Raw genomic sequence first — 15758 nt, 5'->3', positions numbered from 1 at the left:
GGCGCGTGTGGAAGGATTCGAACCTCCGACCGCCTGGTTCGTAGCCAGGTACTCTATCCAGCTGAGCTACACACGCGTTAACTTTTATACTTTCGACTTTCACATCGAAAGGTGACGCTTTGAAGTAAGTGGCGCGTGTGGAAGGATTCGAACCTCCGACCGCCTGGTTCGTAGCCAGGTACTCTATCCAGCTGAGCTACACACGCGCAAAAAACTAATTGTCGACCGTCACTGCCAACGAATAATGGCGGAGAGGGAGGGATTCGAACCCTCGATACGCGTATATGCGTATGGTTCCTTAGCAGGGAACTGGTTTCAGCCACTCACCCACCTCTCCTTGACTGCGGGGTGCATTTTACGGATTCGTTGGCTCGAGTCAAACCTTTTTTATAAAGAAATTGTTTACTCGCTGCCATTTTAAACGATTCGACCAAAAAACCAGTAATTTGTTCGTAATACAAGCAATTAAATAAAACTATTCAACGCCTCGTCATGCATTTTTTCTTCGCTGCTCTCTAATACAATGGCACAAAACTGTAAAATTAGTATCTATTTTAAATAAATTAATTACATTCTTCTTTTATATTTTAAGTTCTGCTCTTTTAAACCTGATTTTTTATCGTATTTATCGTTCTCAAAAAGAACACTTAAACACTTTGCCCTACCAGATGAGAAAAATGTTAGGTAAGAATGAGTGATTGAAAACAAAAAAGGCCAGCATAAGCTGACCTTTTCCAATGAAGCGTATAATGCAATTATTCTGCAGAGCCTGGCTGACCGCCTTTCTCTGCTTGAATGCGCATATATATTTCTTCACGGTGCACAGAAACTTCTTTAGGTGCATTCACACCGATACGTACCTGATTCCCTTTTACGCCTAGCACAGTGACAGTTACATCGTCACCTACCATAAGCGTTTCACCAACTCGACGAGTCAAAATAAGCATTCGCTTGCTCCTGTTCCTTAATGCTGAACATCATCCTTTAAAAATTGCTAACCCAGCGGCACGACCCGATGGTAGCGACAGTGATTCCTTGTTTCTGCGTCACTTCAAAAACTCACCGTTATATACAGGAATAATTATAGCTTATCCTGTAACCAAGCGTTAACCGAATCTAACGCTTGGCTTAAGTTTTCAGGCTTGTCACCCCCTGCCTGTGCCATATCAGGGCGACCACCGCCCTTGCCACCGACTTGTGATGCTACAAAGTTCACTAACTCGCCTGCTTTAACTTTACCAGTGAGGTTTTTCGTTACGCCAGCAATAAGATTCACTTTCGCGTCATTAGCCACACCTAATACTACGACACCTTCACCAATTCGGTTCTTAATGTCATCCATCATTGAACGCAATGATTTAGCTTCGACACCTTCCAAATTAGCAACAAGTACTTTTACGCCGTTTATCTCTACTGCATCACTAAGCATATCAGCACCTTGCTGACTCGCCAGTTTTTGTTTTGCAGAATTAAGCGCTTTTTCTAATTCTTTAGTTTGGTTTTGCAAAGCAACCACGCGATCAAGCACATTTTGGCTGTCTGTTTTAAGTAAGCCAGACAGCGAAGCCAACGTGGCTTGTTGAGACTGAACTACTTCAAGTGCTTGCTCACCCGTTACCGCCTCTATGCGTCGAACGCCAGAAGCGATACCTGCCTCGCTGGTGATTTTAAACAAGCCAATATCGCCTGTGCGCTTAACGTGCGTACCGCCACATAGTTCAACAGAGAATGGTCCCATTGTTACCACACGAACTTTTTCATCGTACTTTTCACCAAACAACGCCATGGCACCTGACGCTTTGGCTTCATCTAGATCCATAAGTTCAGTAGCGAGCGTGTGGTTTGCGCGTATTTCTTGGTTAACGCGCTTTTCAATCTCTGCAAGCTGCTGTGCGGTCACCGCTTCAAAGTGCGAGAAGTCGAAACGCATGCGAGGGGCTTCAACAAGTGAACCTTTCTGCGTTACGTGCTCACCAAGAATTTCACGAAGCGCTGCATGCAGTAAATGCGTAGCACTGTGATTCTTTTTAATGGCTTCGCGGTTTGCAGAATCAATTGCTGCGGTTGCCGTATCGCCTTTAGAAACCGAACCTTTTGCAATACCTTTGTGCGCGAATGCATTACCCATTTTTTGGGTGTCGGTTACGATGAATTCACCGTTGGCCACGCGAAGTACACCTTTGTCACCTGCCTGACCACCGCTCTCTGCGTAAAACGGTGTGCTATCTAAAACAACCACACCTTCTTGACCATCTTCTAGCTTCTCGACAAACGCGTTGTCAGCGATAAGCTCAACCACATTAGCTTGGCCTTCTACATCGGTATAGCCTGTGAATGAAGTAGTGTGATCTACTGCCAACTTGCTGTTGTAGTCAGCACCGAAGTTGCTTGCCTGCTGTGCACGAGCACGCTGCGCTTGCATAGCGGCTTCAAAACCTTCCTCATCAATTTTGAGGTCGTGCTCACGCGCTACGTCGTTGGTTAAGTCAGTTGGGAAACCGTAGGTATCATAAAGCTTAAATACCACATCACCCGGTACTGTATCGCCTTCTAGCGTTTCTAACGTTTCGTTAAGTATGGCCATTCCGCGGGCTAGTGTTTTACTGAACTGCTCTTCTTCAACACGAAGTACTTTTTCTAAAACAGGTCGCTGTTCTACAAGCTCGGGATACGCTTCGCCCATTTCGTTAGCAAGTGAAGCAACAAGCTTATAGAAGAAGATGTCGTTAGCACCCAGCTGATAACCGTGACGAACCGCGCGACGAATAATGCGACGTAATACGTAGCCGCGACCTTCATTTGAAGGCATTACACCATCGCAAATTAAGAAACTGCATGAACGAATATGGTCGGCAATTACACGTAGCGATTTATTTTCTAAATCTTCTGTACCAACCGTAGCGGCTGCAGACTTGATTAAGTTTTGGAACAGGTCAATCTCGTAGTTACTGTGTACGTTCTGCAAAATGGCAGAAATACGCTCTAAACCCATGCCCGTGTCGATTGATGGTTTAGGAAGGGGTTCCATGGTACCGTCAGCTTGTTTGTTAAACTGCATGAATACCAAGTTCCAAATTTCGATAAACCGGTCACCGTCTTCTTCAGGCGTTCCTGGAGGACCACCCCAAATATGCGCACCATGATCGTAGAAGATTTCAGAGCAAGGGCCACATGGGCCAGTGTCACCCATTGACCAGAAGTTGTCTGACGTGCTGATACGAATAATCTTTTCTTTTGGCACACCAATATGGTTTTCCCAGATATCGAAGGCTTCGTCATCTTCAGAGTAAACGGTTACTAGAAGCTTTTCTTTAGGGAGACCAATTTCGCTGGTTAGGAAATTCCACGCAAACTCAATTGCTTCTTTTTTGAAATAGTCGCCAAAGCTGAAGTTACCTAACATTTCGAAAAAAGTATGGTGACGAGCGGTATAACCTACGTTCTCAAGGTCGTTGTGTTTACCACCTGCACGCACACAACGCTGTGAAGAAACAGCACGAGTATAGCTGCGCTTTTCTGCACCTAAGAAGCAGTCTTTAAACTGATTCATGCCCGCGTTGGTAAAAAGAAGTGTGGGATCATCTGCAGGTACCAATGACGAGCTCGCTACTGCCTGATGGCCATGGCTTTTAAAATAATCGATAAACTTGTTACGTAAGTCAGCAGTTGATAATGTCATTGAAAACCTAACTTCCTTTATTCTATTTTTGAAAAGTGTGCGTTGCCTGTTCTGATGAGTCTTATAATCGGGGCACTTTGCTATTACACAACGTGCGATTTTGCACTACAAATCTCAGGATAAATAAAATGCACACAAATTTGCGCAACAATACCATGGATAGCGCAAATTTGTTAAGTGTCACAGGGGTGAGTTAGCACCTAATTTTGCTTTAAATCGACAAAAATAGCCGTTATTCACATGAATGATTACAACAAGTGGCGTTTTAACCTAATACGTTAGCTATTCTCGTTCGCATTCACCGCATAATCTATGTGCTCTTGATAGAAGCCACGATACTGCAGAAACTGTTTTTGCTTTTGCCTTAAAGCAAATTCGCTCTCAAAAAACTCGCCAAATTTTTTTTCTTTAACCCTTTTTGCGCTTTCGAACCAATCGGCCTCAATTTCTCGCATGGCATGTTCTGCTGTACTCTCATCTACTCCGTAATGCTGCAAGTCTAGTTTAATGGCACGCGGCCCCTTTCCTTTCAAATATAATGCACGTACCCTACTTTCTGCAAAACGCGCATCGCTTTGGATATCTGCGTCTTTGAACTCTTCCAAAATAGGAATGAACGCATCACTTGATATGCCCTTTTGCTGCAGCTTTCGCATGATCTCACTAAAGCTATACTCTCGTCGTGCCAGCATGCGAGTAATCGCGTCGGTAATGATTTTTCGGTCGAACTCTGACATTTTTGTGAACTTACTCTTGTGTATTAAACGTAGAAATCGCGGTATTTTAGCGCTAAATGTTTATAAAAAGCATCGATAAATAGCATTCTCACATAATGACGATGACAGCCCAAACGCCCCGAAACCTCTACATGATTTATACTGCATGAACGCAATAAACTATCGAATAAAAGTAATCGATTCTGTCGACCAGCTTTCAAAAACGCAATGGAACAAACTTGCGCAAGGTGCAGGTCCGTTCCTTTCCTATGATTTTTTACACGCGCTAGAACAAAGTGGGTCTTGCTGCAATGCGTCTGGCTGGCAGTCGTGTCATTTAGTTATTCATAGTTCACAAGATATTGTTCATGTCATAATACCTGGCTATTTAAAAACCCATAGTTATGGGGAATATGTGTTCGACCACGCTTGGGCAAACGCGTATTCACAGCACGGGTTAGACTATTATCCGAAGTGGATATCTGCGGTGCCATTTACGCCTGTTACCGGCCCTAGAATCTTAAGTGATGGTACCGTTGAATTTACTCCAGAGCTTTTTAATGCACTTGAGCAAATGCTTGTTAGCTACGTTGCTTCAACGTTTGGTGAAACTCTATCATCTCTTCACTATTTGTTTAGCGATATAAATACAACTGCGCTGGTTAAGCCTTCCAGCACAGCATTACCTAACGATGTGACAGAACCCAACGATGCGACAGAACCTAACAACGAAACAAACAGTTCAGCGCATTTTTTGACTCGCTACACGGTTCAGTTTCAATGGCATAATTACAATTACTCACAGTTCGATGACTTTTTAGATACGCTCACGTCGCGCAAACGCAAAGATATAAAGAAAAGTCGACGTAAGTTGACTGATCGTGGCGTTAGCTTTACCTACGCAACTGGCGAACAAATTACGCCAGACACACTGCACTTTTTCACAAAGTGTTACAAGGCTACCTATTTAAAGCGAAGCGGACACGTGGGATATTTAAATGATGATTTCTTTGCACAGCTTGTAGAAAATTTCAGTGAAAATATGCTTATTGTGACAGCGAAGGAAAATAACGACGCGGTTGCTAGTGCGCTGTTCTTTTATGATGAAACAGGCTTGTATGGCCGGTATTGGGGGGCGCTGAAAGAAATAGACGGACTGCACTTCGCTTGCTGCTATTTTGAAGGCATTGAATTTGCAATTGCAAACTCGCTCCCGCTGTTTAACCCAGGCACTCAGGGTGAGCACAAGATATTACGTGGCTTCGAGCCTATTTATTGCCGCTCTCACCACAAATTGCGGCACGCCTCGTTTCATAGTGCCGTAGCAGACTTTTTACACCGAGAAACGCCGCATATCGCTGGCTATTTCAATCAAGCAAAGAATGCTTTACCGTTTAACCAAGCATTCATACCCAATTTAAAAACAAGTAGTGTTATTGCTCCTAACGACGACACTCATAATTACAACGAGAAAAACGATGAAATATAAACTTCTTGCCGTAGCGATTGCGGCATCACTAGGCCTTGCAGGTTGTAGCCAACCTGAGCAGACAAAAGAACAAACGAGCACTGTTGATGCTTCTGAAGTGTCAGGTGAAGCGGAATTAGGCTCTTTCGGCGTTGACTTAACTGCACGAAATGAAGCCGTCAAACCAGGCGATGACTTCTTTATGTATGCAAGCGGAACATGGTATGACAACTATGAACTGCCTGCGGACAAAACGCGTTACGGTGCCTTTACCGGCCTTGCCGAACGCAGCGAAGAGCAAGTGAAGAATATCATTGATGGTCTTATGGAAAAATCATCACTAAACGCCGAAGAACAGCTTGTTCACGACTTCTTTGTTGCTTACATGGACACCGATACCATTAATGAAAAAGGTATTGAGCCTATCAAAGATGTTTTAACCTCTATTGATAGCATCGAAAATAGAACAGAACTGACAAAAGCTTTTGGTAACAGCTGGTTAGTGGGTTCAACTACGCCAATCGCGGGCGGTATGTGGTACAACCGCTTAGACCCTAACGAATATCAACTTAGCGTTGGCGTAAGTGGTTTAGGCCTTCCTGATCGCGATTACTACCTTAGCGACAGCGAACGTTTTGTTAAAATTCGTGAAGCATACGTAGCGCATATTGAGCAAATGCTAAACTTTGCTAATGTTGAAAATGCCGCAGAAAAAGCGGCAAACATTCTAGCTCTGGAAACGCAAATAGCAGATATACAGTGGCCTCGCGAAAAGCGTCGCGACCGCGACCTTACCTTAAACCAAATTGAACGTAGCAAGCTTTCTGATGAGTACCCTGGCTTTGACTGGGATACCTATTTTGCACAAATTGGTTACAAGGTACCTGAGCTAAATATTACTCAGCCTGAACCAGTAAAAAATGTTATCAAGATCATAAACGAAGCTGATCTAGCCGACTGGAAGGCGTACTTGAAATATCACACTATTTCTAACAATTCAGGCTTCCTGTCAGAAGATATTTACCTTGCTAACTTTGACTTCTTTGGTCGCACACTAAGCGGGCAACAGGAGCCTCGCCCTCGCTGGAAGCGCGCCGTTAGCCAAATGTCAGGTACAGAATCATTAGGCTTTGCTATCGGTAAGATTTACGTTAACGAATATTTCCCTGAAAGCTCGAAAGAGCAAATGGCTGAACTGGTTGAGAACCTTCGTACCGCTTTGGGTGAGCGTATTGAGAACCTAGACTGGATGAGTGAAGAAACCAAGGTTAATGCAAAAGAAAAGCTAATGGCATTTAACCCTAAAATTGGCTACCCAGACGAGTGGCAGTCTTTTGAGGGCTTAACGATTAGCGACAAAGATCTTGTGGGCAACGTACGAAACCTGCGCACCTTCTTCCAAGATCAGTCAGTTGAGCGCGAGCTTGAGAAGACAGATCGCAACCGCTGGGGCATGACACCACAGCGCGTAAATGCATACTACAATAGCTCGTTTAACGAAATTGTATTCCCTGCTGCCATATTGCAACCGCCATTCTTCGACCCTAACGCCGACCCTGCTGTTAATTACGGTGCCATCGGTGCGGTAATTGGTCACGAAATGGGTCATGGCTTTGATGACCAAGGTTCAAAGTCTGACGCTAATGGTATTCAGCGTAACTGGTGGACAGATGCCGACAGAGCCGCGTTCGAGCAAAAAGCTGATATGCTTGCCGAGCAATATAGCCAATACGAGCCAATTGAAGGCAATTTTGTAAACGGTCGCAACAGCCTTGGTGAAAATATTGGTGACGTTGGTGGTCTAGCAATGGCTTACCACGCCTACAAGCTAAGCCTTGATGGCAAAGAAGCACCAGTTATTGATGGCCTAACGGGCGATCAACGTTTCTTCTTAGCTTGGGCTCAAGTGTGGAAAGAAAAGCGCACAGAAGAAAGCATGCTTAATCAACTGCGCGCTGGTACACACGCGCCTGGCAGATACCGTGCACAAGCACCAAGAAACCACGACGCTTGGTACGAAGCCTTTGACGTGAAGCCAGGCGACGCGCTATACCTTGCGCCAGAGGAACGCGTAAGAATTTGGTAAAGGATGAGGCTAGCTAATGTAGCGCTTTCGCATTGCATCAGCTACACATGTCTTTAAACATATAAAAAGGGCGGTACGATGCCTAATATCGTACCGCCCTTTCTATTTTGAACAGTTTGTAGCGTTAGTTTTATCCCGTGTGATTAAGCATCAGGCAGCTTACTTACCGTGTTACTTGCCATATTGCGCTACTACATCACGAACGCATTGTTTACAGCGCACCACCGCTTCTGAAAAGTCGCCATTGCCCACGCTTCCCATAGCATATCTTAACCAATATCCGTCGATTAACGCAGCGGTGGATGCAGCAGCGTGTTTGACCTGCTCCGGCTTCAATAACTTGCGAAAGCTAAACGCAAGGTTGCGTTCTAAACGCTTGTGATTAATACATTGCAACCGGTGTAAGCCGTCGTTATGTAAAGACAAAGCCCAAAAGTTAAACCATGTGTTGGTTGCAGAACTTGCACCCTGTGTTTGAGAGAAATTGTTTTCTATAATGAAATCGATGCGTTTTAGCGGGTCATCAATGCGTTTAGTTATTTTTAACGCATTCAGAAGATGCCGCATGGTTGCTTCAATCAACCCTTGTTTATCACCAAAATAGTGACTAATAATTCCTGAAGAAAGCCCAGCTCTTTTACTTATTAAACTGATCGTTGTACCGTGGTAGCCAACCTCTGCCATCACTTCCAATGTTGCTTCAATCAATTGTTTTTTACGAACTGGCTCCATTCCCACCTTGGGCATGCTACAACTCCAACCTTAAATCTGAAAAATAACCTGCGGCAACGCCGCGCTGTCGCAGGCATGATATCACGATTAGAAGGTTAAGCGTGCGTTGACTGCAACGGCTCGTGGAGCACCAATCCAAAACGCATTCGGAGCAATAGTAGACGCGTAATCTTCATCAAATACATTGTTTACAGTTAAGCGCACTTCTAGTTCTTCTACGCCAGGTCCGATGTTTTCGATGAACCCACCAATGTAGAAGTCACTCACGATATAATCGTCAACCGCTGCATTATTCTCAATATCAATGAAGCGACGGTCCACGTATTTAGTTGATAAGCCTGCAAAGTAATTATCACGTGCCCAATCTAAGCTTAATACAGCCATGGTGTCTGGCGTACCAATAACCGTATTACCTTCGATAGCGACTAATGACGTTTCAGGATTATTTGGGTCATCGATAGCAGCTTGCGCATCAGCAAGGGTGTCGTACTGAGTACCAGAACTCCCTACCGTGGCAACATGCTCAGACTCACTTAATGTGATCGAGGAAAACAATGAAAACTCGTCAGTTAACGCAATATCTGCTGAAATTTCAAAACCGTTAGATTCAATGCCGCCCACATTCTTGTATCCACCTGCAGCTGCTTCAAGGAAATCGATACCTTCTGACGTTTCGTTACTGGTAAACTGAATGCGATCGTTAAACTCTATATTGTAATATGTCACGCTAGCATTGAAGCCTGGCGACGCATAGCGAAAGCCAATATCAATGTTGTCTGCCGTCTCGGGTTGAATGAACCTTAGGTCAGTATCGTTTCGCTCTAGTTGTGCATCTTTGATTGCTGCAAAGTTTTCACCAAACCCGGCAAACACTTCAACGCCTTCTATAGGCAGCGGCGCTACAATACCTGCTGAAAACAATGTGTCTGAATCGGTATTAACTGAAAGATTGTTCACAGAATCAAAATTGTCGGTTTTCTCTATATCAACGTTAAACTTTTTCGCGCCTGCGCGAATGCGTGCAAAGCCCACATCAAGCTCATCTTCCACGTAATACATCAGCGTATCGACAGGAAAGGTTCTGTCGTACTGCACCCAGTAAGGAACGTTATCGTAATCAACACTTATAGATGAGTTGGTAATTTTATGCCAGTCCCGAGACTCACCGCGCTCGTAGTCTTCCCACCAAATACCAACACGTACGGTATTATCAAAATCTCCAATTTTGGTGTACCAGATTGCATCAGCGTTGATGCCTATGCGCTGCTTGTCATAGTGCGTGTGGCGGTATGAGCCCACGGGTATAGCGCCTTGCTCATAGCAACCTGGATCGTATTCGGGCCCTGCTCCACCATAAGGAAACGTTAGTGAGCTTTGACAACCTTCTATGGGGCTTAACTGATTGCCCTGTCTATCGACAAAAAAGATTTGTCCAAGCTCTTGTCCACCAAATACCGTATTACCAACCACCAGCTCTGAATGACCTTGTGCACCATCATCAGTGATATCTACAACGTAAGGAGGTACCCACTCACCGCGTCCTTCGTTATCGTGATAATACACGTTGGTCATGAAATCGACTTGGCCTATGGTAAATTCAGCCTGTAAATAAGCGAATAAGTTTTCACGAAGCGTAGACCAACCGCGACGATACGCCTGATCTTGATAGGGCACGCCTGTCCACTCATCGGTGAGTTGATCCCAGTCTGGGTTCTGTTCATATTGCGCAAGGCTGTAAATACGCTGATAGTTATCTTCATGTGTATCGTCGTAAGACAAATATCCAGATAACGCGACCTCGTTTACTGTTGAGACAAACTTCATAGCAAGGTGATCGCGTGTATTTTCTGCTGCTTGCTGCATGAAGTCAGAGCTTTCTTGACTTGAAAGGCTAATCCAAGCGTATGTGTCTTTAAGTATTTCACCCGTCTCATAACGAACATAATACTTTGATGCATCGAACGAGCCTGCCGTTAGGCTTGTCACTAACCCCTGCTGCATAGATGGGTCGATGGTCGTGAAATTAAGAGTTCCGCCCAACGCTTCATGGGAACGAGAGGCAATATCTGCTGTTCCCTGCGATACCTCTATAGCCTGAAGATTTTCAGTATCAATATAGCGATTCGCTTTAGCACCACCACCGTAGTTAGAATTTCCGTTGGCAATGCCGTCAACTGTCATACCAATTTGCTGTTCATTTAAGTTAACCTGAAAGCCACGAATAACGATGGAGGTAGACCAATCATCAGCACCAAACGTATCACCTTCGTTAATGAGCACACCCGGTAAATTATCAACCGCAGCTAACACGCTACTCAAGTTTGCTTGCTGCTTAAACATTTCGTCACTGGTAGCGTTGTTAGCATATGAAACGCTTCGGCCAACCACCATAATTTCTTCTATACGCTCTTCACTATCACGCTTTGCGTTTTGTGCCATAACGTGTGATGGTAGAGACATAGTTGACAAAGCGCTTAATATAGCCAACGCCAATTTATTGTGTGTTTTCATGTTATTCCCTAAAAAGGTTATGTAATGTTTTTATTTACCTTAGGGAGTGTTTGTTACAGTTAGGTTAACTTTAATTGAACAATCAATTAATTTAAAAAGACACATTTTCATCGCGATGAATAAGCACAAAAAAGCCCTCGCAAAGGAGGGCTAAAAAAGGGAAAGGTTTAACTGACCGTTAACTAGTTATGCGGCTTGAAAGCTAGAGCCTTTGCTCTCAGTCTCGGCTACTTGCTTTTTGGCGTAAACCAGCGCGTCGTGAAGCGTGGCAAAGTTAGGAATACCAGGATGCGCTTCATTTACGCCTTCCAGCACTTTGTTTACTGAGGCGTTTGCACCACAAATAACTAGCTGTCGACCCGCCGCCAATGCGTCTGATGTAACCGTATCTACCGCCATCGCAGCAGACACATCCATCAACGGAACACGTGAAAAGTCTAATATAGTCATTGAACCTGGCTTTACGCTCTCACGTACGTGATGCCCTAAATCTGCTGCCGCGCCAAAGCTTAACGGACCGCCAAAACTAAAGATTGATACTTTGTTTTTTAGCGAGGCAAGTAGTTCGTTATCTTTCGGATCGTCAAGCGAGTCAGGGATCTTCTTAAGCTCTTCAATTTGTAATTGAGCAATTTGTTTAACGTACGCTAGTGCAGCTAGAACCACACCTACACCTACAGCGGTAATAAGGTCTACAAACACGGTAAGTGAAAGCACCATAATCATTAGGGCGAAATCCCAACGCGGGCCTTTATGAGCGCGTTTTGCATAGCTCCAGTCAATAATGTCTAAACCGACTTTAACTAGGATACCAGCAAGCACAGCATGAGGAATTTGCGCAGCTAACGGGCTTAAACCAAGTACGATAGCGAGCAATACCAGAGCATGGACCATACCAGATATGTTGTACATACCGCCGCTGCGAATATTTACCACGGTACGCATGGTTGCACCAGCACCCGCGATACCGCCTATAAGACCAGCAATCGTATTACCGATACCTTGCCCAATTAGCTCTTTTCGGCTGTCATGGCGCGTGCGCGTCATGTTGTCTGCAACTAACGACGTTAACAAACTATCAATAGCGCCTAGAACGGCAAGAATGAACGCTGCTTTAAGGATTAGCCACGCTTTGCTTTGGTCAAATACTGGAAGGTGAAGACTTGGCAAACCGGTAGGGATATCACCTAAAACAGGAACAGCTAAGAATAAGCTGACCAGCGTACCGATAATAAGCGCAGCTAGTGCGCCAGGCACAAATTTACCTAGTTGAGGTGGCCACTTGTAAGCAATGATTAGCGTACCCAGACCCAAAGCAAGGGTTGAGAAATTAATGTCAGCCATTGCAGTAGGCAAATACGTAAGTGCTCCAATAGTACCGCTTGGAGGCTCATGACCTAGCAATCGCCCTATCTGCAAGATGATAATAATGGCACCAATGCCCGACATAAAGCCTGATATAACCGGATAGGGAACTAAGCGAATGTACTGCCCTACCCCAATGACACCAAAAATGATTTGGAATATACCTGCCAAAATAACAGCAGTAAAAATTAGGCTAGCGTCACCAGAAAGACTGGCAAACAAGCCTGCAAGTACTACTACCATTGGCCCTGTTGGGCCTGAAATTTGCGCTGGTGTACCACCAAACAAAGCGGCGAAAAAGCCAACGGCGATAGCACCATACAGGCCAGCCATTGGGCCAAGCCCTGAAGCTACACCCAAAGCAAGTGCCAGCGGCAAGGCCACAATACCAGCCGTAAGACCGCCGGTGAAATCACCGCGTAAATTAGAAAGATTTATTTTTACCATTACAACTGGCCTTATTCGTCTCGTGAAAGTTGCGCTTCTGCCGCTGATTGGTCCATGGCTTCAAATTCGCCATTTTCACTGTTGTAGCAAAGCACATCTCCTGAGCCAATGTTATAAACCCAACCGTGAAGCTTTACTTGCCCCGTCGCAATTTTGGCCGCAACAGCAGGATGAGTACGAAGATGCTGAATCTGTTGAACTACGTTCTCTTTTGTTACAGCTTCTAAGTCTTCAATAGAAAGTTCGTTGTGACCACAGCGCTCTTTAACAACTTCTGTTGCTGCACGGCAGTGCCCTAACCACTCTTTAACGTGGGGAAGCGAATCAAGCCCTTCTAAGTCGATTGCACCTTTCATAGCACCACAGTCAGTATGACCACAGATAACGATGTGAGATACACCAAGGGCTGCGACTGCAAATTCAATAGACGCTGTCATACCACCAGTTTGGTTGCTGTGAGGAGGTACAATGTTGCCCGCGTTACGACAAATGAAAAGCTCGCCTGGGTCGGTTTGCGTAACAAGGTTTGGGTCGATACGTGAGTCTGAGCAAGTAATGAATAAAACTTCTGGATTTTGGCCGTTAGCCAGTTTCTGAAACGTTGCTTTCTTGTTCGGATAAACTTCCTTCTGGAATTTTGCAACACCAGATATAACGTGATCCATATAAAACCCCCAAATTTTTTAATATTTGTAATCATTATGTAATAGGTCAGTTTCACCTGATAGATTAATAGTTTAATATACTAACTCGCGATAGCTATTTGCTATCACCGCACAGTCGGCACCTTTTGTAAGTTTAGTAAGAGAGCTAAATTCAACATGCAATTTAACGGTAAAACCCCGTCAATCAACCAGATCCGCTATTTTGTAGCAGTGGCAAAATACCTCAGTTTTAGGCAAGCGGCTGGCATTCTGGGTATAAGCCAACCAACTCTGACCAGTCAGATTAGTGCATTAGAAAGTCTTTTAGGGATAACGTTGTTTGAGCGATCTCGAACTGGCACACTATTATCACCGCAGGGAAAAGCGTTATTAGATGCAGCGGAAGAAGTATTGCAGGCTACCCAGCGCTTCGGTGAAATTGCTCGCGATTTGTCAGAAGGTGAAGTGGTCACTTATCGATTGGGCATTCCTCCAACGCTTGGCCCCTATTTACTTCCTTTTGTGTTACCAGATTTGCACAAGCGAAAACCTGGATTGCGCTTTTATGTTCGTGAGGGCGCGCCCAACGCACTGCAACACGGTTTACTACGTGGCGAATATGATTTAATTCTTTCTCCTCTTTCAGGTGAAAACTCGCAATTGATCACGCAACCGCTTTTTAAAGAGCCGCTAAAATTCGTCATGCCTTCCGACCATAAGCTAACAGGCAAAGCTTTTGTGAAGCCTGAAGAGATAAGTGGTGAGAAAATTCTCACACTGGAAGATAGACATCACTTTCATCATCAAGTACAGCGTATTTGCGATGAAATAGGCGCAGACTTGCAGCGAGATTACGAAGGGACCAGCTTAGATACACTGCGTCAGATGGTTGTTATGGGCATGGGAGTTGCTTTTCTTCCCGGCCTTTACATTCATTCAGAATTGCACAAGCCCGAAGCACTTCACGTGTGCGAAATTGCAGATATGCCCATTGAACGTCAACACTCACTCGCTTGGAGAAACACTGCGCCAGGAAGAAAGACCTTCAGAGAAATCTCAATTATTATTAAAGAGATTATTGAGGCCCGCCTTTCTAACGCCGTGACGATTGTCAACGATATGCCTAAATCCACCCAAAAACGTTAATACAGTTGTGAGCCGCTATGATTGATAGACAACACTTGCGAATAGTTAAAGCGATTGATGACGAAGGCACAATGACGGAGGCAGCAAAATCTCTTTTTCTGACCCAATCGGCGTTAAGTCACGCCATGAAAAAGCTGGAAGCACACTTTGAAGTGCCATTATGGAAAAAAGACGGGAGAAGACTCACGCTTACTCAGGCAGGCCAGAGTGTGCTTGCGCTAGCACATCGTGTGCTACCGCAGTTTGAACATACAGAGGCTCAACTTCGCCGCTTCGCTGACGGCAAGCAAGGTATTTTGCGCATTGGTATGGAGTGCTACCCTTGCTTTGAATGGCTGTTAAAGGTAGTTGCGCCTTTTTTAAAAGCATTTCCAGACGTAGACGTCGATGTGCGCAGAGCATTTTCTTTTGGCGGGCTTCAAGCATTGCATGGATATGATATCGATATACTGCTGACGCCAGACCCGCTCTCCCTCGAAACCATAACCTACACCCCTGTATTTGAGTATGAGCAAGTTCTAGTTATGGACAAGCACCACCCATTGGCGGATAAATCTTATATTCTGCCTCAAGATTTGGCCAGTGAAACACTTATTACCTACCCTGTGGAATTAAGTCGGCTTGATGTATTCACGCATTTTCTTACGCCAGCTAATTGTACAGTGAAGCAGCACAAAACCATTGAAACAACCGAAATAATCTTACAAATGGTGGCAGCAAGTCGCGGCGTTACAGCTCTTCCTAAGTGGTTAATTGAGGAATCGCAAGAGCGGGAACTGTTAGCCTTTCGTTCACTAGGCGAATACGGCGTGTCAAAAACGCTGTATTTGGGGCACAGAAAAGCGCAAGATGTCTTAGGATTTGTTGATGACTTTATCAACCTCTCTCAGGCGCACAAACCTTAGTTTTGGCTTAAGTATTACACTTTGAGGAAGTTGGCCAGTTGGCCGCTCAGCCAGTCAAT

At 44.7% G+C, this 15758-nt stretch carries 11 protein-coding genes and 3 tRNA genes; 4 read left to right on the top strand and 10 right to left on the bottom strand.

The window, feature by feature from the left end:
* Positions 1-2 precede the first annotated feature (2 nt).
* The 6 genes from ACHUFN_RS08915 to ACHUFN_RS08890 all read right to left on the bottom strand — a co-directional run bounded on the left by ACHUFN_RS08915 (position 3) and on the right by ACHUFN_RS08890 (position 4416).
* Positions 3-76, bottom strand: a tRNA-Arg gene (locus ACHUFN_RS08915).
* Positions 77-129: 53 nt separating this feature from the next.
* Positions 130-206: transfer RNA gene (locus tag ACHUFN_RS08910), tRNA-Arg, on the bottom strand.
* A gap of 39 nt (positions 207-245) precedes the next feature.
* Positions 246-337, bottom strand: a tRNA-Ser gene (locus tag ACHUFN_RS08905).
* Positions 338-755: 418 nt separating this feature from the next.
* Entirely contained in the window at positions 756-947 is a 192-nt protein-coding gene (csrA, locus tag ACHUFN_RS08900; protein ID WP_012517705.1) for a carbon storage regulator CsrA, read from the bottom strand.
* A gap of 134 nt (positions 948-1081) precedes the next feature.
* Complete coding sequence (gene alaS, locus ACHUFN_RS08895) at positions 1082-3679, bottom strand: alanine--tRNA ligase (RefSeq protein ID WP_394221992.1); 2598 nt, start codon at positions 3677-3679, stop codon at positions 1082-1084.
* 278 nt (positions 3680-3957) lie between these two features.
* On the bottom strand, positions 3958-4416 hold the full coding sequence (locus tag ACHUFN_RS08890) for a regulatory protein RecX (protein ID WP_394221991.1): 459 nt from the start codon (positions 4414-4416) through the stop codon (positions 3958-3960).
* Positions 4417-4561: 145 nt separating this feature from the next.
* Between ACHUFN_RS08890 and ACHUFN_RS08885 the strand changes: the two genes are divergently transcribed.
* Positions 4562-5884, top strand: coding sequence for a GNAT family N-acetyltransferase (locus ACHUFN_RS08885; protein ID WP_394221990.1), 1323 nt, complete (start codon positions 4562-4564; stop codon positions 5882-5884).
* Entirely contained in the window at positions 5874-7949 is a 2076-nt protein-coding gene (locus tag ACHUFN_RS08880) for a M13 family metallopeptidase (RefSeq protein ID WP_394221989.1), read from the top strand. Before ACHUFN_RS08885 ends, ACHUFN_RS08880 begins: the two co-directional genes overlap by 11 nt.
* Before the next feature lie 171 nt (positions 7950-8120).
* Here the strand turns inward: ACHUFN_RS08880 and betI are convergent, their stop codons facing one another.
* The 4 genes from betI to ACHUFN_RS08860 all read right to left on the bottom strand — a co-directional run bounded on the left by betI (position 8121) and on the right by ACHUFN_RS08860 (position 13669).
* Positions 8121-8696: a transcriptional regulator BetI gene (betI, locus tag ACHUFN_RS08875; RefSeq protein ID WP_394221988.1), complete on the bottom strand. Its 576-nt coding sequence runs from the start codon at positions 8694-8696 to the stop codon at positions 8121-8123.
* Between the two features lie 72 nt (positions 8697-8768).
* Positions 8769-11192, bottom strand: coding sequence for a TonB-dependent receptor domain-containing protein (locus ACHUFN_RS08870; RefSeq protein ID WP_394221987.1), 2424 nt, complete (start codon positions 11190-11192; stop codon positions 8769-8771).
* Between the two features lie 186 nt (positions 11193-11378).
* A complete protein-coding gene (locus ACHUFN_RS08865) occupies positions 11379-13004 on the bottom strand; it encodes a SulP family inorganic anion transporter (protein WP_394221985.1) in 1626 nt (541 codons plus the stop codon).
* A gap of 11 nt (positions 13005-13015) precedes the next feature.
* On the bottom strand, positions 13016-13669 hold the full coding sequence (locus ACHUFN_RS08860; RefSeq protein WP_394221984.1) for a carbonic anhydrase: 654 nt from the start codon (positions 13667-13669) through the stop codon (positions 13016-13018).
* A 156-nt stretch (positions 13670-13825) separates the two neighbouring features.
* On the opposite strand from ACHUFN_RS08860, the gene ACHUFN_RS08855 reads away from it, so the two are divergent.
* On the top strand, positions 13826-14794 hold the full coding sequence (locus ACHUFN_RS08855) for a hydrogen peroxide-inducible genes activator (RefSeq protein ID WP_394221983.1): 969 nt from the start codon (positions 13826-13828) through the stop codon (positions 14792-14794).
* 17 nt (positions 14795-14811) lie between these two features.
* Positions 14812-15699: a LysR family transcriptional regulator gene (locus ACHUFN_RS08850; RefSeq protein ID WP_394221982.1), complete on the top strand. Its 888-nt coding sequence runs from the start codon at positions 14812-14814 to the stop codon at positions 15697-15699.
* Positions 15700-15758 lie beyond the last annotated feature (59 nt).

The organism is Alteromonas gracilis (genome assembly GCF_043642145.1).
Lineage (GTDB): Bacteria > Pseudomonadota > Gammaproteobacteria > Enterobacterales > Alteromonadaceae > Alteromonas > Alteromonas gracilis_B.
Note: the sequence above shows the minus strand (reverse complement) of the source record. Positions and strands in the feature narration are given on the sequence as shown.